23 protein-coding genes are annotated in these 19,970 nt (G+C 68.9%); 12 read left to right on the forward strand and 11 right to left on the reverse strand.

Going from position 1 to position 19,970, the window contains the following annotated elements; genetic code table 11:
- Positions 1–100: 100 nt before the first annotated feature.
- A complete protein-coding gene (locus MasN3_RS07765) occupies positions 101–1,393 on the reverse strand; it encodes a hypothetical protein (protein WP_281913372.1) in 1,293 nt (430 codons plus the stop codon).
- 271 nt (positions 1,394–1,664) lie between these two features.
- Between MasN3_RS07765 and MasN3_RS07770 the strand changes: the two genes are divergently transcribed.
- Positions 1,665–2,720: an IS481-like element ISKpn27 family transposase gene (locus MasN3_RS07770; RefSeq protein ID WP_281913374.1), complete on the forward strand. Its 1,056-nt coding sequence runs from the start codon at positions 1,665–1,667 to the stop codon at positions 2,718–2,720.
- Between the two features lie 41 nt (positions 2,721–2,761).
- On the opposite strand, the gene nagZ is transcribed toward MasN3_RS07770, so the two are convergent.
- From nagZ to MasN3_RS07800, 6 genes are all read right to left on the reverse strand, one after another.
- Positions 2,762–4,276: a beta-N-acetylhexosaminidase gene (gene nagZ / locus MasN3_RS07775; protein ID WP_281913375.1), complete on the reverse strand. Its 1,515-nt coding sequence runs from the start codon at positions 4,274–4,276 to the stop codon at positions 2,762–2,764.
- Between the two features lie 10 nt (positions 4,277–4,286).
- Positions 4,287–5,297, reverse strand: coding sequence for an SIS domain-containing protein (locus MasN3_RS07780; RefSeq protein ID WP_281914456.1), 1,011 nt, complete (start codon positions 5,295–5,297; stop codon positions 4,287–4,289).
- 23 nt (positions 5,298–5,320) lie between these two features.
- Positions 5,321–6,406 carry an N-acetylglucosamine-6-phosphate deacetylase gene (gene nagA / locus MasN3_RS07785; protein WP_281913376.1) on the reverse strand — a complete coding sequence of 362 codons (1,086 nt, stop codon included), beginning with the start codon at positions 6,404–6,406 and terminating at the stop codon, positions 5,321–5,323.
- Entirely contained in the window at positions 6,403–7,296 is an 894-nt protein-coding gene (locus MasN3_RS07790) for a BadF/BadG/BcrA/BcrD ATPase family protein (protein WP_281913378.1), read from the reverse strand. The genes nagA and MasN3_RS07790 overlap by 4 nt, the downstream gene beginning before the upstream one ends.
- A gap of 208 nt (positions 7,297–7,504) precedes the next feature.
- The gene (locus tag MasN3_RS07795; protein ID WP_281913379.1) at positions 7,505–7,984 is read right to left on the reverse strand and encodes a GIN domain-containing protein; all 480 of its coding nucleotides are present in this window, start codon (positions 7,982–7,984) and stop codon (positions 7,505–7,507) included.
- A complete protein-coding gene (locus tag MasN3_RS07800) occupies positions 7,918–8,856 on the reverse strand; it encodes a head GIN domain-containing protein (protein ID WP_281913380.1) in 939 nt (312 codons plus the stop codon). Before MasN3_RS07800 ends, MasN3_RS07795 begins: the two co-directional genes overlap by 67 nt.
- Before the next feature lie 239 nt (positions 8,857–9,095).
- Between MasN3_RS07800 and MasN3_RS07805 the strand changes: the two genes are divergently transcribed.
- The 8 genes from MasN3_RS07805 (at position 9,096) to bufB (ending at position 14,894) form a co-directional block, all read left to right on the forward strand.
- Positions 9,096–9,281, forward strand: coding sequence for a hypothetical protein (locus MasN3_RS07805; RefSeq protein ID WP_281913381.1), 186 nt, complete (start codon positions 9,096–9,098; stop codon positions 9,279–9,281).
- 78 nt (positions 9,282–9,359) lie between these two features.
- Positions 9,360–9,761 (forward strand): hypothetical protein, encoded by a 402-nt coding sequence (locus MasN3_RS07810; RefSeq protein WP_281913382.1) that lies wholly within the window; start codon positions 9,360–9,362, stop codon positions 9,759–9,761.
- Between the two features lie 17 nt (positions 9,762–9,778).
- Positions 9,779–11,395 (forward strand): AAA family ATPase, encoded by a 1,617-nt coding sequence (locus MasN3_RS07815; protein ID WP_281913383.1) that lies wholly within the window; start codon positions 9,779–9,781, stop codon positions 11,393–11,395.
- Positions 11,396–11,398: 3 nt separating this feature from the next.
- A complete protein-coding gene (locus MasN3_RS07820) occupies positions 11,399–12,109 on the forward strand; it encodes a general secretion pathway protein GspB (RefSeq protein WP_281913384.1) in 711 nt (236 codons plus the stop codon).
- A complete protein-coding gene (mobB, locus tag MasN3_RS07825; RefSeq protein WP_281913385.1) occupies positions 12,096–12,629 on the forward strand; it encodes a molybdopterin-guanine dinucleotide biosynthesis protein B in 534 nt (177 codons plus the stop codon). The genes MasN3_RS07820 and mobB overlap by 14 nt, the downstream gene beginning before the upstream one ends.
- 53 nt (positions 12,630–12,682) lie before the next feature.
- On the forward strand, positions 12,683–12,880 hold the full coding sequence (locus MasN3_RS07830) for a YjfB family protein (RefSeq protein WP_281913386.1): 198 nt from the start codon (positions 12,683–12,685) through the stop codon (positions 12,878–12,880).
- Positions 12,881–12,920: 40 nt separating this feature from the next.
- Positions 12,921–13,223 carry a BufA1 family periplasmic bufferin-type metallophore gene (locus MasN3_RS07835; RefSeq protein WP_281913388.1) on the forward strand — a complete coding sequence of 101 codons (303 nt, stop codon included), beginning with the start codon at positions 12,921–12,923 and terminating at the stop codon, positions 13,221–13,223.
- Between the two features lie 3 nt (positions 13,224–13,226).
- Positions 13,227–14,894: an MNIO family bufferin maturase gene (bufB, locus tag MasN3_RS07840; protein ID WP_281913390.1), complete on the forward strand. Its 1,668-nt coding sequence runs from the start codon at positions 13,227–13,229 to the stop codon at positions 14,892–14,894.
- A gap of 3 nt (positions 14,895–14,897) precedes the next feature.
- On the opposite strand, the gene MasN3_RS07845 is transcribed toward bufB, so the two are convergent.
- The 3 genes from MasN3_RS07845 to fumC all read right to left on the reverse strand — a co-directional run bounded on the left by MasN3_RS07845 (position 14,898) and on the right by fumC (position 16,986).
- Positions 14,898–15,179 carry a DUF883 family protein gene (locus MasN3_RS07845; RefSeq protein WP_036216047.1) on the reverse strand — a complete coding sequence of 94 codons (282 nt, stop codon included), beginning with the start codon at positions 15,177–15,179 and terminating at the stop codon, positions 14,898–14,900.
- A 147-nt stretch (positions 15,180–15,326) separates the two neighbouring features.
- Positions 15,327–15,539 (reverse strand): RNA-binding S4 domain-containing protein, encoded by a 213-nt coding sequence (locus MasN3_RS07850; RefSeq protein WP_281913391.1) that lies wholly within the window; start codon positions 15,537–15,539, stop codon positions 15,327–15,329.
- 49 nt (positions 15,540–15,588) lie between these two features.
- Positions 15,589–16,986, reverse strand: coding sequence for a class II fumarate hydratase (gene fumC, locus MasN3_RS07855; RefSeq protein WP_281913392.1), 1,398 nt, complete (start codon positions 16,984–16,986; stop codon positions 15,589–15,591).
- Between the two features lie 85 nt (positions 16,987–17,071).
- Here fumC and MasN3_RS07860 point away from each other — a divergent pair, with 85 nt between their 5' ends.
- The 3 genes from MasN3_RS07860 to MasN3_RS07870 all read left to right on the forward strand — a co-directional run bounded on the left by MasN3_RS07860 (position 17,072) and on the right by MasN3_RS07870 (position 19,413).
- Entirely contained in the window at positions 17,072–18,109 is a 1,038-nt protein-coding gene (locus tag MasN3_RS07860; RefSeq protein ID WP_281913393.1) for a type IV pilus assembly protein FimV, read from the forward strand.
- Between the two features lie 354 nt (positions 18,110–18,463).
- Positions 18,464–19,009 carry an HDOD domain-containing protein gene (locus tag MasN3_RS07865; protein WP_281913394.1) on the forward strand — a complete coding sequence of 182 codons (546 nt, stop codon included), beginning with the start codon at positions 18,464–18,466 and terminating at the stop codon, positions 19,007–19,009.
- Positions 18,967–19,413, forward strand: a complete 447-nt coding sequence (locus MasN3_RS07870; protein WP_281913395.1) for an HDOD domain-containing protein — start codon at positions 18,967–18,969, stop codon at positions 19,411–19,413. The genes MasN3_RS07865 and MasN3_RS07870 overlap by 43 nt, the downstream gene beginning before the upstream one ends.
- 191 nt (positions 19,414–19,604) lie before the next feature.
- Here the strand turns inward: MasN3_RS07870 and MasN3_RS07875 are convergent, their stop codons facing one another.
- Positions 19,605–19,886 carry a flagellar protein FliT gene (locus MasN3_RS07875; protein WP_281913396.1) on the reverse strand — a complete coding sequence of 94 codons (282 nt, stop codon included), beginning with the start codon at positions 19,884–19,886 and terminating at the stop codon, positions 19,605–19,607.
- Between the last annotated feature and the right edge of the window lie 84 nt (positions 19,887–19,970).

Here is a 19,970-nt window from a genome sequence, read left to right on the forward strand (position 1 = left end):
CGTTCGCACGCGCACATAGTTGTGGCGGAATGCAGGACAAAGCGGGGACGAAAAAAAACCGGGCGGAGCCCGGTTTCTCGTCTGTGGACATGTGCCCGCTTCAAGCCTGCTGTTGCAGCAGCATCACCCAATACTTGGCCAGGTCGGCGGCGCCGCCCTTGCCGGTGATGCCCTGGAAGGTCTGGATCGCGTCGGCTTTCTTGCCGGCGCGAACCTGTGCCATGCCCAGGCGCAGCTTGGCTTCGTCCGGGGACTTCAGGCCGCCCTTGGCGATACCCTGCTGGATGAAACCGATGCCCTTGTCGGCCTGGTCCATGGTGGCGTAGGCCCAGCCCAGGTTGACGAGGCCGGCGCCGGTCTTGGCCTTGGCCGCGCTCGCTTCACCCGCGGCGATGGTCTTGGCGTCGTCGGCAGCCTGCTTGGTCGCCTTGGCGCGCATCGCGGTCTGGTTCTTGGCATCGCTGCCCTTGCCCAGCACGCCGGCGGCGAAGCCCGCATCCAGCACGTTCTTGGCTTCGGCCGGGAAGCCGTCGCGCAGGGCGACTTCGGCCAGGTACATGTAGTGCTCCGGCGGCATCTGCTTCACGGCAGCCATTTCCAGGCGCAGCATGGACGGGCCGTAGGTGGATTCGTCGAAACCGGCTTTGCGGGCCACGCCGCGGTTCAGCAGGTCGACCCAGAAATCATCGGTCGGGTAGTACTGGACCAGGTTCTCGAGGGCGAACATGTAGGCCTCGGTGTCCTTGGCCTTGTTGGCTTCCTGGCCCAGCAGGCGCAGGTCGTTCTCGGCCGGCTTCTGGCCCGCCTTCTTGGCGGCCTCGATGTTGGCCATCAGGGTGCCCTTGGCGCCGCCGAAGTTGCCGCTGTTGACCTGGGCCAGCGTCAGCGCGCGCTGCACCTTGGCCGGGTCGCCGCCTTCCTTGGTGTAGCGGTTGTACCACTCGATCGCCTTGGCGTAATTCTTGGTGTTGAAGCTGGCGTCGCCCAGTGCCTGGTAGTAGGTCAGGGTTTCAGCTGGGGTCAGGCGGCCCGAAGCGAGGATCGCTTCCATGACCGGCATCGCGCTGGCGTTGTCTTCCGAGCCCAGGGCCAGGGACAGCTTCATGCGGTTGATGACGTAGTCTTCGTACGGCGTACGGTTCGGCATGGCTTCCGCCTGCGCGATGCGGTTCTTTACTTCGTCAAAATTCTTGGCATCGATCAGGGGCTTGATGCCGGCCGGGTCGAGCAACTTGAACATGTCGGGACGGACGGTGTCCTTGGCCGCAGCCTGCGCGCTAGCAGCCTGCGCGTCGCTCTTCTGCTGCGCGTGGGCGCTGGATACCAGTGCCGGGGCGGATGCGCCGATCGCGGCGAGCATCAGGCAGAGGCGGGCAAGACGGAATTGGGCCATGAATAATCCTTCAATCAAGTCGATAATGGTGAGACATACATACTCGGCAATATAGCGAGAATGCTATCCCGGCAAAATGTGCATTGTCCCATAAAACTGCCATTTTCAGGCCCGGCAATTGTGCCCTAGCGTGCGCGAGAATGGGCGCGTCGTTACATGCCGTTACCTGTCTGGACTCGTGGGATCATGTACCCATGCGTAGCTGGCCGCTCTTCAAGGCCAGACACGTTTTGCGTACACTGTTCCAATCCGACTCTTCACTGGCAACTCGATGACCCAGGCACTGCACAGCCAAGCCCGTACTACCCACCTGATCCGTGAGGAAATCAGGAACTCGACGCTCCCGCAGGCCGAACTGGCCAGGATGTACAACGTCACCCGCCAAACCATCCGAAAGTGGCAAAACCGCGAGTCTCCTGAAGACAAGTCGCATGCGCCGAACAAGATGTACACGACGCTCACGCCCGAGCAGGAGCTCATCGTGGTGGAGCTGCGCAAGACGTTGCTGCTGCCCACGGACGACCTGCTGGCGGTCACGCGCGAGTTCATCAATCCAGCCGTCTCGCGTGCCGGCCTGGGACGTTGCCTGCGCCGCCACGGTGTCTCGGATCTACGTAACCTGGTCGAGCAGGAAGGCACTGCGCCCGCCACGAAAAAGACCTTCAAGGACTACGAGCCGGGCTTTGTGCACATCGACATCAAGTACCTGCCGCAGATGCCCGACGAGACGGCAAGGCGCTATCTCTTCGTTGCCATCGACCGTGCTACGCGCTGGGTCTTCATCGAGCTCTATGCCGACCAGACCGATGGCAGCAGTGGCGACTTCCTCAACAAAGTCCAGCAAGCCTGTCCCGTCAAGATCGTCAAGCTTCTGACCGACAACGGCAGCCAGTTCACCGACCGCTTCACGGCTGGCGGCAAGAAGAAGGAACCCAGCGGCACACACGTGTTCGACCGCCTGTGCAAGCAGCTCGGCATCGAACACCGGCTCATCCCGCCTCGTCATCCGCAGACCAACGGCATGGTGGAGCGCTTCAACGGTCGTATCAGCGACATCGTCAACCAGACCCGTTTTGGTTCAGCTGCCGAACTGGAATCGACGCTGCGCAATTACGTCAAGATCTACAACCACAGCATTCCGCAACGCGCGCTCCAACACAAAACACCCGTTCAGGCGCTCAAGGAATGGCATGAAAAACGCCCTGAATTGTTCAGGAAGCGCGTGTATAACCAGCCGGGTCTTGACAGTTACCTGATGCTTTGCCGCAAGTGTAGGGTGGTCGGCTCTGCCGACCGCGCGTTCAACTGGAGAACGCTCTGCCACTAAGCATCCCTGAGTCGAACGCGCGGACGGCGAAGCCGTCCACCCTACGTAACAACGGCTGTCCCGTTGAAGCCGGGCACCGGGCAAGTCCCCTGCGCCTCGATCTCGCCGGCCAGCCAGGCGACGACGGCGTCCAGGGCGGGCGCCGCGAAGCCATAGGTCATCAGCGCCGGGGCGTCGAAGTCGAGCGCCTGGTAGGGGTTCCACAGCGCCACATGCAGGTCGGGCCGCCAGGTGGCGCGGGCATGCGGACCATAGCGGCGGCGCGAGGTCGAGGCCAGGATCGTGAAGCGGCCGTCCTGCGGCAGGGCGCTCCAGTCGAAGGTCTCGGCATCGGCAAAGGTGAGCAGCTCGACCTGGTACAGGCGGCCGAGCGCGGCGGCGATGGCGGCCGCCGGCACGCCGGATTCCGAGACGCCGTCGCTGACCACGTCGGCGCGCGCCACCAGGCGCACCGGGGCGCCGCGCGGAGGACGCTGCGGCTGGCCGAGGGCGGTGAGGCCGGCGCGCCAGGCGCGGGCCATCAGGGCGCGGTCGTCGTGCTCGCGCTCCGGCGCTTCGCTCGCGTCGTGCGCCGGTCCGGCCGGATGCGCGGCCGCCAGCCTGGCCAGGCGCGCCAGGCGCGCTTCGACTTCCGGCAGCGGCAGCACGCCGTCGCGGATGGCGGCAGCGATCGCCTGCACCGTTTCCACCTGCGTCTCGCGCGAGCCGATCGCCATCACCATGTCGGCGCCGGCCACCAGCGCGTTGACGGCGGCCTCGCCGGCGCCGTAGCGGTGCGCGATCGCGTGCATGTCCATGCCGTCGGTGATGATCACGCCTTCATAGCCGAAGCGCTCGCGCAGGATGCCGGTCAGGATGGGACGCGACATGGTGGCGGGGAACTGCGGATCCAGCGCCGGATAGACGATGTGGGCGGTCATCACGGCCGAGGCCTTCGGCGCGGCGATGCGGAAGGGGGCGAACTCGAAGCGCGCCAGTTCGGCCAGCGGCTTGTCGACCGTCGGCAGGTCGCGGTGCGAGTCGACGTGGGTGTCGCCGTGGCCGGGGAAGTGCTTGACGCAGCAGGCCACGCCTTCGCTTTCGCTGCCTTCCATCCACGCCATGGCGATGCCGGTCGCGGTGTCGGGATCGGCGCCGAAGGAACGCTCGGCGATCACCGGGTTGTGCGGGTTGTTGTTGAGGTCCAGCACCGGCGCGAAGTTCCAGTTGAAGCCGAGCGCACGCACCGCGCGCGCCACCGCGGCGCCGACCTCGCGCGCCAGGCGCGGGTCGTTGGCCGCGCCCAGCGCCATCGCGCTCGGCGGCGCCGGCACCCAGGTCGAGCGCACCACCGCCCCGCCTTCCTGGTCGAGGGCGATCAGGGCTTCCGGACCCATCGCGTCGCGCAGGGCGCCGGTGAAGCGCGTCAGCTGGGCGGCGTCCACCATGTTCTGGCGGAACAGGCAGGCGCCGCGCACCTTGTACCGGCGCAGGAAAGTGTCGGTATCGGCATCGAGTTCGGTGCCGAACAGCCGTACCATGATCAGCTGGCCGGCGAGGGCGAGATAGTCGTTCATGGGCGCTAGTTTAATTCGTTTTGGTGACCTTGCTCAGGTGGCGCGGCTGGTCCGGGTCGAGGCCGCGCGCTTCCGACAGCCGCGCCGCCATCATGTAGAAGGCCTGGATCGCCGCGATCGGGTCGAGGTCGGGCGTCGCCGCGGTCGGCAGCAGCAGGTCGCGGCTGGCCACGTCCTCGGGGGCGGCGAGCAGCACGCGCGCGCCGCGCCCGCGCATCTCTTCGGCCAGGGCCACCAGGCCGGCCTGCGCAGGGCCGCGGGTCGCGAAGATCAGGAGCGGGTAGCCTTCCTCGATCAGCGCCATCGGGCCGTGCTTGATCTCGGCGCCGCTGAAGGCTTCGGCCTGCAGGGCCGAGGTTTCCTTGAACTTGAGGGCCGACTCCAGCGCCACCGGGAAGCTGATGCCGCGGCCGACCACCATGATGTTGCGGGCCGGCGCCAGCACCTCGATCGCCGGCGACCAGTCGGCCTGCGCGGCCGCGCGCAGCGCGTCGGGCAGGGCGGCAATGCCGTCCTTCAGTTCGGCGTCGTCCTGCCATTCGGCCACCAGGCGCGCGCCGGCCACCATGCTGGCGATGAAGCTCTTGGTGGCGGCCACGCTCTGTTCCTTGCCCGCATGCAGGGGCATGGTCCATTCGGCCGCCCTGGCCAGCGGCGATTCGGCGTCGTTCACCAGCGCCACGGTGGTGGCGCCGCCGTCGCGGAAGTACTGGATCGGCTCGACCACGTCCGGGCTCTGGCCCGACTGCGAGATCGACACCGCCAGGGTGTCGCGCGTGACCAGGGGCGATTTGTACAGCGTGATCAGGGACATCGGCAGCGAGGTCACCAGGCGGCCCATGCGCGCCATGATCAGGTAGGCCAGGTAGCTCGAGGCATGGTCGGAGCTGCCGCGTGCGACCGTCACCGCGCTGTGGAAGTTGGTCGAACGCAGCGCGCGGCCCAGTTCCGCGTAGCGGTCGGCATCCTGCGCCAGTTGCCGGGCCACGCAGTCTCCTGCGGACAGGGCTTCCTGGTACATCAGCGAGGTGGGAACGGGGACGGTCACTGTACTTCTCCTTCGATATAAACGGCTTTGATGTTGAGGTCGCGGTCGAGCACCACGAAGTCGGCATGGCAGCCCGGCGCCAGGCGGCCGCGCCGGGTTTCGCCGAGGTAGTCGGCGGCATTGGTCGAGACGCGCTGGCTGGCTTCGGCGAGCGGCAGGCCGATTTTCACCAGGTTGCGCAGCGCCTGGTCCATGGTCAGGGTGCTGCCGGCGAGCGTGCCGTCGGCCAGGCGCACGCCGCCCATGCACTTGTGGACCACCTGGCGGCCCAGCATGTATTCGCCGTCCGGCATGCCGGAGGCGGCGGTCGAATCGGTCACGCAGAACAGCTTGGGGATGCAGCGCAGCGCGGTCTTGATCGCGCCCGGGTGCACGTGCAGCAGGTCGGGAATGATCTCGGCGTACTCGGCGTGCGCGAGCGCGGCGCCGACCATGCCGGGCTCGCGGTGGTGCAGGCCGGGCATGGCGTTGAACAGGTGGGTGAAGCCGGCCGCGCCCTGCGCGAGGGCCTGCACGCCCACTTCATACGAGCCGCTGGTGTGGCCGACCTGGACCCGGATGCCGGCGTCGGCGATCGCGCGCACCAGTTCCATGTGGCCGTCGATCTCGGGCGCCACCGTGATCAGGCGCATCGGGGCCATGGCGTGGAAGCGCATCACTTCGTCGAGCGTGGCTTCGCGCGCATACGGCGGCTGGGCGCCCAGCTTGCCCGAGTTGATGTAGGGGCCTTCCAGGTGCACCCCCAGGATGCGCGCTTCGCCCTTGCCGCGCGCGCGGCAGGCCGCGCCGATGGCGCCAAGCGCCCGGTCGATGTCCTCGACCGGCGCGGTCATGGTGGTGGCCAGCAGGGCGGTGGTGCCGTGGCGGGCGTGCAGGGCGGCGATCAGGTGCGGGGCGTCGCCGCCTTCCATCATGTCGCGGCCGGCGCCGCCGTGCACGTGCACGTCGATGAAGCCGGGGAGAATGTAGTCGTCGCCGTTGGCGCCGGGGTCCGCGTCATGGCCGTCGATGCTGTCGATGAAGGCGCCGTGGCGCAGTTCCCCGTGGATCCAGCCGCCGGGGGTGAGGATGTTGCCTTTCATTGTGCTGCTCCTTGTTCTTGCAGGCGGCGTTCGATCATGCGCAGCGCGCCGGCGGCCGAGTCGCCTTGCGCCGGCACGCAGCGCGCCAGGGTCGCGGCCGGCAGCCAGGGGCGCAAGGCTTCGCCCAGGCCGCCGCACAGGGCCAGCGGCAGGGTGTGCGAGCGGTCGAGCGCATCGGCGATGCTGGCCACCTCGTGGCCCGCGTGTTCGAGGATGGCGCGTGCCACCGGGTCAAGCGCGCCGTGCGCGACCACGAAACGCGCCAGGCCGGCATAGGCGGTCTGGTTGGCGCGGCCCAGCCAGACCTGCACCGCGTCGCGCGAACCGCCGCAAAAGTCGATGACCTCGCGCGCGAAGGCGCCCCCCTCGACGCGGCCGTCCAGCACCTGTTCGATGTGGTTCAGTGCGCGCAGGCCCATCCAGGCGCCGCTCGCTTCGTCGCCGGCCGGGAAGCCCCAGCCGCCGACTTCGATCTTGCTGCCGTCGGCCAGCATGGCTTCGCCGACGCTGCCTGTGCCGATCGCGACGATCGCACCCGGGCGGCCGCCATGGGCGCCCATCAGGGTGGTGAAGCCGTCGGTGTCGAGGGCCAGCAGGGCGTAGCCGGGATTGGCGTCGACGAACTGGGCCGCCCACTCCTTGTTGTGCACGCCGGCCAGGCCGAGGCCGACGGCGCAGGAGGACATGGGGATGTGGTGGACATCGAGGGCGGCGAAGGCCTCGGCGACGACGCCCTGGACGGTGGTCCAGGCATTGTCGATGCCGCGCGACAGGGCCGAGGGGCCGCCGGTCGCCTGCGCGATTTCCGTGAAGCCGGCGCAGGTAGGGCGGGCCAGGCGCACGCGGGTGCCGGTGCCGCCGCCGTCGACGCCGATGAGATAGTCGATCATGGTATGGAAGGTTCTGCCGGAGAGTCAGCGCACTATAGGCAGGCGGTACAGCGATGTCAACAGGTATTTAACTGGTATGCAAATTTGCTCTGCAGATATGGCTCCATCACCGTAGGTTATTTGCATAAGTCATTGATTATGAAAATCTTTTTATTGGTATGAAAACTGGTATTGTCGAACCCGGGGAAATCGGCTTGCGCCTTGTCGTTTATTCGCTGCGGCGGCTGCCGCTGCGGTCGACCAGCAGCAGCTGGCCGCGGCCCGCGTTCCCGCGTTCGGCGCGGCGCTCGTCCTGGCCGGCGACGTTCACCAAGGCATGGGCGGGGCCGCTGACCGCGATGTCGGCGCGCGCCGTGCTCAGGCCGCGGCCCTCGAGGCTGCCCGAACCGCTGAGCCGGGCCTTGACCAGCTCGACCTTGCCCCTGAGATGGGCCGCGCCCGGGCCGGTGATGTTCAGGAGCAGGCGCTTGCCGTCCAGGTCCGCGTCCAGGCCGCCCGAACCGTGCAGTTCGGCGTCCAGGGTATCGGACACGCGGGCCAGTTCGATGCCGCCGGGCCCGTGCGCCTTCACGGTTGCGCGCTTCACCTGGAGTGCGCCGGCTTCCAGGTCGCCCGAACCGCTCACTTCGGCCTTGAGGTCGCCGATGCTGCCGTCCAGCGTGGCGCTGCCGGGGCCGGCGAGGCGCACGACCGCGCTGGCCGCCTGCAGGCCGCAGGCCTGCAGGCCTGCAGGTCGCCCGAGCCGCCCACTTCGGCGTCGAAGCGCCGGATGTCGCCGGCCACGCAGGCGCTGCCCGGGCCGCGCTGGACGGTGGAGGCCGCGCCGGCGGCCAGCGAACAGGCCTCGAAGTCGCCCGAACCGCTGGCTTCGAGACGCAGCTCGCGGGCGCTGCCCGTCACTGTCATGCCGCCCGGGCCGCGCATGCGCGCGTCCAGGCGCGCCAGGCGCAGGTCCAGCGCTTCCAGGTCGCCCGAACCGCTCACAGTTGCCGTGAGCACGTTGCCGATGCCGGCCAGGCGCACGTCGCCCGGTCCCGACATGTCGAGGTCGACGTCGGCCGCCTTGAGGCGGTGCAGGTCGAGGTCGCCGCTGCCGCTGGAGCGCACCACCAGTTCGCGCACCGCGCCCGCCGCCCGCAGGTCGCCGGGGCCGTCGACGCTGACGCTGAAGCGCTCGCCCGCCAGTTGTGCCAGCTCGACGTCGCCGCTGCCGGACATCTTCAGACTGGTGAGCTGGCTGGCCGTGATCCGGATGATGACCGGTGCGCGCCGCTTGCCCCAGCTGAAGTGGAAACCGTTGCGCTCGACCGGCCGCACCACCAGGGTGTCGCCGCGCACGAAGGTCTCGATCCCGTCGAACTGCTTGTGCTCGCCCGACAGGGTGAGCGCCTGGCGGCCCTGGACGCGCAGCACGACCTCGTAGGGCCCGGAGAGCTCGACCGCGCTGAAGGGCGCCACGGTGCGCTGCAGCGTCACCGGCGCCGCCGGCGCTTCGGCGCGGCTGGCCTGGGTGGCGACGAAGCCGGCGGCGAGGAGGGCGGGCTTGAAGACGGGGTGCATGCTGTTGGCGTCGGTGGCGGTGATGGGAGTCTGAACGATACGGCAAGGCGCCGCGGCTTGCCCTGGCAAAACGATGGAAGCGCGAAAGCGGGGAGCAGAGTGCGAATCCAGGGGATGAGCGGTCTGGCAGCCGGGCTGGGCGACGCTGACCGCGGCGCGTTTTGACTCCTGTCGTGCCTGCCGCGTGGCCGGACGGGGCCTTGCGATGTCATAATGCGGGCCATGGAAGGAGAATTCACGTGATTCGCTATATGGGCACCCGAAAGAACGCCGATGGGGCGGCCGTGTATGTATTCCTCGTCAACGGGATGCAGAAGGAGGTGCGCGAGCACGCCCTCAAGCAGCATCCCGGCTGCTTCGAAGCCCTGCCGGCCGCGGTCAAGGCGCAGATCGCGGCCAACCGCGCCTGGCTGTCCAAACTCTGAGCCGTGCGACTTTACCGATCGGCAATTGTTGCCACGCTGACGGGGGCGCTGTCGGCGGGTCCTGTCGCGGCGCAGGCCATGCCCTCGACCTTCAGCCAGGTCGTCGGCAATGCGCTGCTGTGCCGCAGCCACCTCGACAACCGCTATTTCCACGACTACCTGAGCACGGCATTCGGCCCGGCCTACAAGCGCGAAGGCGGGGCGTACTGGTTCAGGGTCGAGGCCACGCTATGGGGCGCCGAGGTCAAGGAAGTCATGGTCAGCGACGACAGCAGCGACCTGGTCTTCATTGCCGCGCTCACCGAGAGCACGCCGGAAGAGCTGGAAGGGGCGATCCGCGCCAGCGCCGGCATCGCCTATCGGCCGCTTGACGCCTCGCCCTATCCTTTGCGCGTGTCCAACCCGGGCAGCACGATCGCTTACATGAATGACAAAAGCAAGATATATTGCAAGAAGTTCAAATCGCTGCCGGTCCGCTAGGACCCGCATGATCGCCGATGTATAACCATTACTTCCACCTGAAGGGCGCGCCGTTCTCGATCGCCCCCGATCCGCGCTACCTGTTCATGAGCGAGCGCCATCGCGAGGCGCTGGCGCATCTGCTCTATGGCATAGGCAGCGGCGGCGGCTTCGTCCTGCTGACCGGCGAGATCGGGGCCGGCAAGACCACCGTGTGCCGCTGCTTCATCGAGCAGATTCCCGAGAACTGCCGGCTGGCCTACATCTTCAATCCGCGCCTGAGCGTCGAGGAACTGCTGCTGAGCGTATGCGACGAATTCCGCATCGACTTGCCGCCGGCCGGCACGCCGATAGGCGTGGCGACGCCCGGACTCAAAGGCTACGTCGACGCGATCAACCGCTACCTGCTGGAATCCCACGCCCAGGGGCTGAACAATGTGCTCGTCATCGACGAGGCCCAGAACCTGTCGGCCGAGGTGCTGGAGCAGCTGCGCCTGCTGACCAACCTCGAAACCAGCGAGCGCAAGCTGCTGCAGATCATTCTGATCGGCCAGCCCGAGCTGCGCACGATGCTGGCCCGTCCGGAGCTGGAGCAGCTGGCCCAGCGCGTGATCGCGCGCTACCACCTGGGGCCCCTGTCGGTGGCCGAAACCGGCGCCTACGTGGCGCACCGGCTGGCGGTGGCCGGCGCCGGCGCGTCGCCGTTCCCGCCCGCGCTCGCGCCGCAGATCCACGCGCTGACGCATGGGGTGCCGCGCCGCATCAACCTGCTGTGCGACCGCGCCCTGCTCGGCGCCTACGTCGAGAACAGCCCGCAGGTGACGCGCCCGATCCTCAAGAAAGCCGCCGCCGAGGTCTTCGCCGGCGAGCCAGTGGCGGCGCGCCGCCTGCGCATGCCCTCCATTGCCGGCGGCGTGCTGGCCGCGGCCGCCGTCAGTGCTGCCGCCTGGCAGGCGCTGCCGGCGCGCAAGCAGGTAGCCGAGCCTGCCCATGCCGCGGCCCCCGCCAGGGCGGTGCCGGCGACGGCAAGCGCCGCGGCGCCCGCGAGCGTGCCGCCGGTGCAGGCGGACGAGGCCAATGCGCTGCGTGAGCTGGCGGCCTTGTGGGGGCAGCCGCTGGCCGGCGACAAGCCCTGCGAGGCGGCGCTGAAGCTCGAGCTGCGCTGCCACCAGGGCCGCGGCGGCCTGTACGAGCTGCGCATGCTCGACCGGCCGGCCGTGGTCACCCTGCATGACGGCCCACGCACTGGTTATGCGGTGCTGTCCGCGCTGGACGGCAACAGCGTGACGCTGAGCGCCGGCGCGCGCAGCGAGAAGATCGACCTGGCCAGCTTCGTGGCCCGTTTCGGCGGCGAGTTCACGACCTTCTGGCGCATGCCGCGCGCCTTCCGCGAGGAGCTGGCCGAGGGCGCGCGCGGGCCGGACGTCGACTGGCTGGCCGGACGCCTGGCGGGCCTGGACGGCGCCCAGGCGCCGCAGCCCGGCAGCGTGCTGGACGCCGGCATGCGCAAGCGGCTGCAGCGTTTCCAGGCCGCGCAGTACCTGAAGGCGGACGGCCTGGCCGGTCCGCGCACCTACATGCGCCTGAACCAGCTCTCCGGCGTGCCCGAGCCGCGCCTGCTGGCCCAGGGCGCGGCGCTCAAGACCGGAAAATAAGCCATGTCCTACATCCTCGAAGCCCTCAAGAAGGCCCAGGCCGAGCGCCAGCTCGGCAACGCGCCGACCATCCACGCGCCGCCGCCCAGCTATGCGACGCCGGCCGCCCGCGCCAGCCGCCAGCCGCTCGTGATCGGCGTTGCCGCCGGCGCACTGGTGGTGGCGCTCGGCGCGGCCTTCCTGCTGCGCCAGCCGGCGCCGGCAGTGCAGGTGGCGAGCGCGCCGGCGCCTGCGCCCGCCGCCGCTCAGGTTCCCGCTGCCGTTTCTGCGCCCGTCTCTGCGCCCGTTGCCGTGCCCGAGGCGCCGGTAGCCGCCCCGGTAGCGGCGCCCGCCAAGCCGGAAGCGCCCGCCAAGCCGAAGGCGCCGCCGGTGTCCGCGAAGCCTGCAGCGCCCGCCTCGAGGCCGGCGCCGCGCGCCGAAGCGGCCGAGGCCTTGCCGGAACCGGCGCGTCCCGTCCTGGTGGGCGCCGCGCCGTCCGCCGAGGACAGCATCGGCCCGCTGCAGTCGCTGCCGGAATCGGTGCAGCGCGAGATCCCGAAACTCAGCTTCGGCGGCTATATCTATTCGCCGAATCCGGCCGAGCGCCTGCTGCTGGTCGACAAGATGCTGCGCCGCGAGGGCGAGGAAGTCGCGCCCGGACTGGTGCTGGAGCGCCTGCTGCCGAAGGCGGCGATCATGAATTACCGCGGCATGCGCTACCGTGTCGCCTACTGAGCCGGGGCCGGTGCTGGGCGTGGTCGGCTGGTCCGGCAGCGGCAAGACCTCGCTGCTGGAGGTGCTGATCGCGCGCCTGGCGGGGCGCGGACTGCGGATCAACGTCGTCAAGCACAGCCACCACGACGTCGAACTGGAACCGCCGCGCAAGGACAGTGCCCGCCTGCGCATGGCCGGGGCGGCCGAGGTGATGCTGGCTTCTCCCTACCGGGTCGCCATCCTGCGCGAACTGCGCGCGGGACCGGAACCCGCGCTGGCCGAACACCTGGCGCGGCTGGCGCCGGCCGACCTGACCCTGGTGGAGGGCTACAAATGGGAGCGCATGCCCAAGCTGGAAGTGTTCCGCCCGAGCCTGGGGCGGCCGGCCCTGTATCCGGACGATCCCGACATCCTGGCCGTGGCCTCGGACGGGCCGCAGCCTCAGGGACCAAGCGGGGAGGGCGGGCCGGCGTGGCTGGACCTGAATGATCCGGATCAGGTGCTGGCCTGGCTGGATACATGGTTGCGCCCGCGGGCCTAAAGTTTGTCTTTCGGCTGCCGTAATTGGTGGATACGCCTTAATGGGAGAACGACATGGATGTGTCCAGCATTGCCAAGCTGTCCACCAGCATCGCCGAAACCGGCCAGCGCCAGGAAGTGAGCCTGGCCGTCTTCAAGAAGGCCCAGCAGATCCAGGAAGCCACCGCCACCCAGCTGCTCGAAGCGCTGCCGGCGGTCCAGTCGGCGAACCTGCCGCCGCACCTGGGGAACAAGATCAATACGACGGCCTGAGCGCCGCCTTGCATCTTCCCCCGCCACCCAGGAGTACCGCATGACCCACCGCCACGCCCTGATCGCCGCCGCCCTCGCCAGCGTCTGCGCCCACGCCGCCGCCCAGGACCAGATGGGCGTGCCGAAGGGCGACCAGGAGGCCTGCTACGGCGTCGCCAAGGCCGGCCAGAACGACTGCGGCACCGCCACCCACGGCTGCGCCGGTGTCGCCAAGGTCGACAAGGACCCGAACGAATGGAAGTTCGTTGCCAAGGGCACCTGCACGCAGCTCGGCGGCGCGCTCGAACCGGGCAAGGCCCGGCAGGACAAGACGGAGCCGGCCAAGGCCGACGCCGGCAAGTAATCCATGCCGGCCCCAGGGGAAGGCACTGCGGCCGGCGTGGGCCTGCGCACGCCGCACTACCGCGCCTTCCTCGACGGGCGCCCGCCGGTCGGCTTCATCGAAGTGCACAGCGAGAACTACCTCGCCCGCGCCGGCTGGGACTGGCACGTGCTGAGCACACTGCGGCGCGACTATCCGGTCAGCCTGCATGGCGTCGGGCTCGGCCTGGGCTCGGCGCGCGGATTTTCCGATGCCCACCTGGAGCGCCTGCGCGCCCTGGTCGAGGCGGTCGACCCTTTCCTCGTCTCCGAACACCTGAGCTGGGGCGCGCTGGCGGACCGCCAGCTCAACGACCTGCTGCCGCTGGCCGTCGATGACGCCGCCCTGGCGCTGCTGTGCGAGCGGGTCGACCGGGTGCAGGAGCGGCTGGGCCGCCGCCTGCTGGTCGAGAATGTCTCGGCCTATGTGCGTTTTCGCGCCGACACCATGAGCGAGGCCGAGTTCCTGGCCGCACTGGCGCGCCGCACCGGCTGCGGCATCCTGCTCGACGTCAACAACCTCTATGTCAACCAGCGTAACCACGGCGAGGACGCGCGCGCCGCCATCGCCGCGCTCCCGCTGGGCAGCGTTGGCGAAATCCACCTGGCCGGCCACCTGGAAACGCCGCTGGCACTGGTCGACCACCATGGCGCCGCCGTGGCCGAACCGGTCTGGGAGCTGTACCGCGCCGCGCTGGCGCGCTTCGGCCGGGTGCCGACCCTGGTGGAATGGGATGCCGACCTGCCGCCGATCGACAGCCTGCTCGCGGAAGCGGCCAGGGCCGATGCGATCGCCCGGGACTATCCGGTGCCGGCCGCGATCCCGGCGAGCCGGTCGCCGGCGCCGCCGGTGGCAAGGAGCGACGGGCTCGCCGCGCTCCAGCAAGGCTTCGGCGCGGCGCTGTTCGACAGCAAGCAGGAAGCCGCCTTGCAGCCCTTCCTCAAGGAGGGCGGGGCGGAGCGGCTGGCCCTCTACCGCGCCAACCTGGGCGCCGGCTGGGAGCGCGCCCTGGGCCAGGCCTATCCGGTCCTGCGCCAGTTGGTAGGCGAGGAGTTCTTCGCCGGCCTGGCGCGCGCCTACGGCAAGGCCGCGCCGTCGCAAGATCCGGACCTGGCCGCCTTCGGCGCGCGCTTCGCGGATTTCCTTGCGGGGTTCGCGCCGGCCGCGCCTTATCCCTACCTGCCCGACGTGGCGCGGCTCGAGTGGGCCGTGCACCGTGCCTGCCTGGCGCCGGACACCCCACCCCTCGGCCTGGACGCCCTGGTCGCGCTGTCTCCCGAGGCTCTGGACGGCGCCCGTTTCACCCTGCATCCCTCGGTCGGCCTGCTGCGCAGCCAATGGGCCGTCGCCGCGCTGTGGCAGGCGCACCAGCCGGGCGGCCCGGCACTGCCGGCGCACGCCGGCACCCCTTGCACGGTACTCGTGGCGCGGCGCGGCTGGCGGGTGGAGGTGGTGGAAGTGGGCGCGGCGCAAGCCGCGGCCCTGGATCGGCTGGCGGCGGGCGCCGGTTTCGGCGCGGCGCTCGACGCGGCGCTGGCCGCCGCGGCGGCCGGTGAGGGGACGCCGGACATCGGCGCCATGCTGCAGGGCTGGTTCAGGCTCGGCGTGGTGACCGCGATTGCGGCAGACGACGCCGGTTGCGAAAGCCCCTAGGCTTCAGTGGAAGGCGCGCAGGATGCGCTGCTCACCGGTACGGTCGGAGTAACGCTCGTTGGCGGCGCGGGTGGCGGCCATCATGCGCTCGAGCTGGGCATCTTCGAAACGCGCCAGTTCTTCGTTGGCCGCTTCCAGCGCCAGCGCCAGCTTGGCGCGCGCGTTCTGGTACAGCGCACTGGTGTAGTGATCGGTGTTTTTCAGCAACTCTTCCGCATTCTCGATGACGAGACGCAGGTCTCCGATGAGCTGCTCCTGGGACTGGGCGCGGTTCGGGGTTTCCATGGCTTCACCTATGGCCGGTTGATATAAGTCGATCCTGATGACTTAAAATATAAACAAGGAAGCCCCGCTCTGTTTGTTAGGGCGCAAACATAAGCCCGCTGTTTTTCGCCACCTTTCCTGTCCGTTTCCCAGCCGTTTCGGGCGTGTTTACCGGACCCGGATCTGCACGTCGCCCACGGTCACGGTCTGGCCGCTGCGGATCTTCGCGGTCTTGCGCAGTTCCTGCTTGCCGTCGACCGCCACCGCGCCGCTGGCGACCATGTTCTTGCCGGCGCCGCCGCTGTCGACCAGGCCGACCAGCTTCATCAGCTGGTTCAGCTCGACGAACTCGGCTGTCAAATCGAAATCTACTTTTTGCATACTGTCCTCGGGGAATTGAAAAGGGCACCTGGAGGTGCCCCGAAAGGTTTTACGCGGCCGGGTCCGGCCGGGTCATGTCGATCGGCACGATCCATGCGTCGAACTGCTGCTCGGTGACGAAGCCGGATTGCAGCGCGGCCTGGCGCAGGGTCAGGCCTTCGTGCGACGCGGTCTTGGCGATCTGTGCGGCGCGATCATACCCGATGTGCGGGGCCAGTGCGGTCACCAGCATCAGCGATTTTTCCATCAGCTCGGCGATGCGCGCATGGTTCGGCTCGATGCCCTGGACGCAGTGCTCGTCGAAGGAGCGCATGCCGTCGGCCAGCAGGCGGGCGCTCTGCAGGAAATTGTGGGCGATCATGGGCTTGAACACGTTCAGTTCGAAGTTGCCCTGCGAGCCGCCCACGGTGATCGCGACGTCGTTGCCGAATACCTGGCAGCACAGCATGGTGAGCGCCTCGCACTGGGTCGGATTCACCTTGCCCGGCATGATCGAGCTGCCCGGCTCGTTCTCGGGAATCGTGATCTCGCCCAGGCCCGAGCGCGGGCCCGAGGCCATCCAGCGCACGTCGTTGGCGATCTTCATCAGGGCCGCGGCCAGGGTCTTGAAGGCGCCGTGGCTCGAGACCATGGCCTCGTGGCCGGCCAGCGCCATGAACTTGTTGGGTGCGCTCTTGAAGGACAGGCCCGTGCGCGAGCTGAGCTCGGCCGCGATGCGCGGGGCGAAATCGGGGTGGGCATTCAGGCCGGTGCCGACCGCCGTGCCGCCCGCCGCCAGGCCCAGGAGGCCGGGCAGGGTGGCGCGGATCGCGCTTTCCGCGAATTCGAGCTGGGCGACGTAGCCCGAGAATTCCTGGCCGAGGGTGAGCGGGGTGGCGTCCTGCAGGTGGGTGCGGCCGATCTTGACGATGCCCTCGAAGTCGCGCGACTTGCGCAGCAGCGTGCCGCGCAGCCGGGCGAGGGCCGGCAGCAGGTTCTGCGCCACGGCGATCGCCGCGGCCACGTGCATGGCGGTGGGGAAGATGTCGTTCGAGGACTGGCCCATGTTGACGTGGTCGTTCGGGTGCAGCAGGCGCTTCTCGCCGCGCTCGCCGCCCATCAGCTCGGAACCGCGGTTGGCCAGCACCTCGTTCATGTTCATGTTGCTCTGGGTGCCGGAGCCGGTCTGCCAGACCGCCAGCGGGAATTCCTGCGGATGGCGGCCTTCGAGCACCTCGTCGGCGGCGCGGATGATGGCCTCGGCCTTGTCGGCCGGGAGCTTGCCGAGCGAGCGGTTGACCGCCGCGGCGGCGCGCTTGACCTGGGCCAGGGCGGCGACCAGTTCCGGCGCCATTTGCTCGGTCGAGATGTGGAAATGGTGGAGCGAACGCTGGGTCTGGGCGCCCCAGAGGCGGTCCGCGGCCACCTCGATCGGGCCGAAACTGTCCTTCTCAATCCTGTTTTCCATGGTGTGTTCCTGTTGTGGGCGGCAGTGATTAAAGAGTTTAGCCGATTGTCCGTTAATGACGTTCAGGCTTCACTACTCCCATGCTATGGCTTCCCGCCTTCCACTGATATCGACTTGCGCGCTGCTGGCCGCTGCCTCCTGGCCGGTCCAGGCGGCCGAGCTGGGCGAAGCGCGGGTGAGTTCCTTTCTCGGCCAGCCGCTGGTGGCCGACATCGAGCTGACCATGCTGGAAGATGCCGCCAACCCGGTCCAGGTGCGCCTGGCGCATCCGAACGTCTACCACGGCGCCAACATCGGCATGCCGGCAGTGCTGTCCACGCTCCGGATGACGGTGATGCGGCGCGACGGGCGCCAGTTCCTGCACCTCACCTCGCTCGGCAAGGTGGAGTCGGAACACTTGCACCTGTACCTGGAACTGGCCGACGGCGCGCAGCGCGGCGTGCGGCTGGCAACCCTGTGGCTGGCGCCGGATCCGAATCCCGCGCCGCCGCCGGTTCCGGTGGCGCCGCCGCCAGTGCCTGCCAAGGCGGCGGAAGGGGCGCCGCTGGCGGCTGCGGCGCCGGAGTTCATGCCGGCTCGCCCCAGGCCCGCGCCCGCGCCGCTCAAGCCGAAGCCGGCCATCGTGCCGCCGCAGCCGGCCAGGCCGGCGCCCTCGACGCCTGAACCGCCCCCGGCGGGCGGCGCCTGCGCTGCGCAGCCCAAGGCGCAGATCGATGCCTGCGTCGTGCTGGGTGCGAGGAATGCGATGCTGCACGAGCAGCTGGGCCAGCTCGAGGACAAGGTGAAGCTGCTGCAGGTGGCGGCGGGCGCCGCGCCGGCTTCCACCACGCAGACCCTGGCGGCGCCGCAGCAGCAGGTGCACAGGGTAAAGAAGAAAAAGCCGGAGCCGCCGCAGGAGGACAGCGCGCCCTGGCTGCTGCCGGGCGCCGTCGCCGGCGCGCTGGCGCTGCTGGCGGGACTGGTGTTCGCCCTGCGCGCCAGGCGTGCGGCGGGGCCCGGGGAGGGGCCACGCGCCGGCCTGGGCGCGCGCGTGAAGGCGCGCCTGGGACGCAGGCCGCCGCCCGGCGCAGCGGCCGAACCGACCCTGGACAAAGGCGCGCACAACGCGTCTACACAAGATTGAAATTCTTGCTATACTTGATTCGTGTTCGCAAGATCACAAACGGCACAGCGGCCTGGCGCAGCCACCACCGATAGCGTGGCGCGGAAAGCAGGCGGACGTTGAAGAAACGCCTGTGTCCGGAAGCGGTTCGCCTGCCAGCTGAGGCAGCGAACGCCGGATGCAACCGGCACGAGGCGACGCCAGGAGATACCTGGTGATCGCTCTCCCCGATTCCGTGACCGAGCCTTCCGCTCGGGTACATGCAAAGCGCCTGCGGGCGCTTTTGTCTTTTCCGGATGTCCATCCGCAGTGCATGCGTTTTACATGACGGGCCTTGGGCTACAATCTCCCCCTGCGGCACAGACCCTGCGGACTATGAAGAACTGGATCAATCGTTTACTGAGCGGCGCGCAAACCCAGGCGGCCACGCCCGAGGAGCCGGGCGGCGGCGCCGACCATGCCGCCACCGACGCCCTCTATTACCTCTGGCTGGCCGGTCCGGCACGCTTCGACGCGCCGCCGGAGACCGCGCGCCTGATCCTGGAGCAGGTGGGGACGCTGACGCACAACCCGGCCGTTGCGGCCGAGCTGGTGCCGCGGGTGCCGGAACTGATCCCCAAGCTGCTGCGCAGCCTGCGCGACGAGAACGTCAGCACGGGCGAGCTGGCCGGCCAGGTGGCCGAAGACGTGGTGCTGGTGGCAGAAGTGCTGCGTGAGGCCAACAGCGCCTATTACCGTCCCGTCACCCCGATCAAGACCCTGGACGCCGCCATCATGCTGTTCGGGCAGAACGGCTTGCGCATGCTGCTGGCGCGGGTGCCTTCCGGCCCCTCGTCAAGCTGCACGAGGCCGGTTTTGCCCGGCGCGCGGCGCCGCTGGTGTGGAACCGTTCCGAAAAATGCGCGGTGGCGTCCAGCCTGATGGCTTCCGCGCTGGCGGCCGACATCTTCGAATCCTGCCTGGCGGGGCTGATGCAGGATGTCGGGCTGATCGTCGGCTTCCGGCTGGCCGACCGCGTGTGCCAGAACGGCAAGGTGCCGGCATCGAGCGACTTCGGGGTGGAACTGCTGGCGCGCAGCCGGCAGCTGTCGGCGGTCATCGCCCGGCACTGGGATTTCCCCGATACGGTGGCCGGGGCGATCGCGCAAGCGGGCGAGCCGGACGGCTCGAACCTGGCGCAGGCGCTGGCGCAGGGGGATCACATCGCCAAGCTGCGGCTCTTGATCGATGCCGGGAAGCTGGCCGAGGACGACGCGCTCGTCACGGAAAGGCTCAACAGTTACCAGCGGCGCTGCCTGGGCAAGCTCAGTAACCTGGAATCATAGGGTGGGCGGCTCGTAATTCAGTCCACTGGCCCGAATTACCCCACGCGGTGATAGGTAGTGTTCGATACGTTGCAAGAGTGCTGGCAGACGTTGACCGCGTGGGCGGGAAAACAGTCCACTGGACTATTTTCCCCCGCCCACCCCGAAAAAGGCGCCTCGCGGGCGCCTTCGTCTTGATTTGCGTTACTGAATCAGTGCGCGCACATCGCGCGGTCCAGCTGCCCCATCCAGGGTTCGGTCACGTCGCGAATCGCGCGGTCGTTGGCCATCAGCTGCTTGATCAGGTCGATCTTGCGCTGGCGCTTGGCGCCTTCGAGCGCGGGCACGCCGCCGGCCGCGGCGCCTGCGGCCACCGCCGCCTGCACGTTCAACTTGTCGAAACCGGTCCAGTCGCCAGCCTCGGCGGCGCCCTTCATCTGGCTGCTGAGGCCAGCGAGGTTTTCATACATCGAGAGGACGTCGTTCGAGGTCATGTTGGCACCAAGGCAATGAACGCCGGCCGGATTGCCGGGTATCTAAGGCATTTACGGATGGGCTTTCGGGAACTTTAGGGTGAT

Origin of the sequence: Massilia varians (genome assembly GCF_027923905.1) — a bacterium.
GTDB classification, from domain to species: Bacteria; Pseudomonadota; Gammaproteobacteria; order Burkholderiales; family Burkholderiaceae_D; genus Telluria; species Telluria varians_B.

Coding starts and splice junctions, on each gene's coding strand:
- MasN3_RS07770 (WP_281913374.1), top strand. CDS start 1,665: ATGACCCAGGCACTGCACAGCCAAGCCCGTACTACCCACCTGATCCGT.
- MasN3_RS07860 (WP_281913393.1), top strand. CDS start 17,072: ATGGCTTCCCGCCTTCCACTGATATCGACTTGCGCGCTGCTGGCCGCT.
- MasN3_RS07845 (WP_036216047.1), bottom strand. CDS start 15,179: ATGGAAACCCCGAACCGCGCCCAGTCCCAGGAGCAGCTCATCGGAGAC.
- MasN3_RS07865 (WP_281913394.1), top strand. CDS start 18,464: ATGAAGAACTGGATCAATCGTTTACTGAGCGGCGCGCAAACCCAGGCG.
- MasN3_RS07850 (WP_281913391.1), bottom strand. CDS start 15,539: ATGCAAAAAGTAGATTTCGATTTGACAGCCGAGTTCGTCGAGCTGAAC.
- nagA (WP_281913376.1), bottom strand. CDS start 6,406: ATGAAAGGCAACATCCTCACCCCCGGCGGCTGGATCCACGGGGAACTG.
- bufB (WP_281913390.1), top strand. CDS start 13,227: ATGCCGGCCCCAGGGGAAGGCACTGCGGCCGGCGTGGGCCTGCGCACG.
- fumC (WP_281913392.1), bottom strand. CDS start 16,986: ATGGAAAACAGGATTGAGAAGGACAGTTTCGGCCCGATCGAGGTGGCC.
- MasN3_RS07820 (WP_281913384.1), top strand. CDS start 11,399: ATGTCCTACATCCTCGAAGCCCTCAAGAAGGCCCAGGCCGAGCGCCAG.
- MasN3_RS07800 (WP_281913380.1), bottom strand. CDS start 8,856: ATGCACCCCGTCTTCAAGCCCGCCCTCCTCGCCGCCGGCTTCGTCGCC.
- MasN3_RS07790 (WP_281913378.1), bottom strand. CDS start 7,296: ATGATCGACTATCTCATCGGCGTCGACGGCGGCGGCACCGGCACCCGC.
- MasN3_RS07765 (WP_281913372.1), bottom strand. CDS start 1,393: ATGGCCCAATTCCGTCTTGCCCGCCTCTGCCTGATGCTCGCCGCGATC.
- MasN3_RS07780 (WP_281914456.1), bottom strand. CDS start 5,297: ATGTACCAGGAAGCCCTGTCCGCAGGAGACTGCGTGGCCCGGCAACTG.
- MasN3_RS07835 (WP_281913388.1), top strand. CDS start 12,921: ATGACCCACCGCCACGCCCTGATCGCCGCCGCCCTCGCCAGCGTCTGC.
- MasN3_RS07810 (WP_281913382.1), top strand. CDS start 9,360: ATGCCCTCGACCTTCAGCCAGGTCGTCGGCAATGCGCTGCTGTGCCGC.
- MasN3_RS07830 (WP_281913386.1), top strand. CDS start 12,683: ATGGATGTGTCCAGCATTGCCAAGCTGTCCACCAGCATCGCCGAAACC.
- MasN3_RS07815 (WP_281913383.1), top strand. CDS start 9,779: ATGTATAACCATTACTTCCACCTGAAGGGCGCGCCGTTCTCGATCGCC.
- MasN3_RS07875 (WP_281913396.1), bottom strand. CDS start 19,886: ATGACCTCGAACGACGTCCTCTCGATGTATGAAAACCTCGCTGGCCTC.
- nagZ (WP_281913375.1), bottom strand. CDS start 4,276: ATGAACGACTATCTCGCCCTCGCCGGCCAGCTGATCATGGTACGGCTG.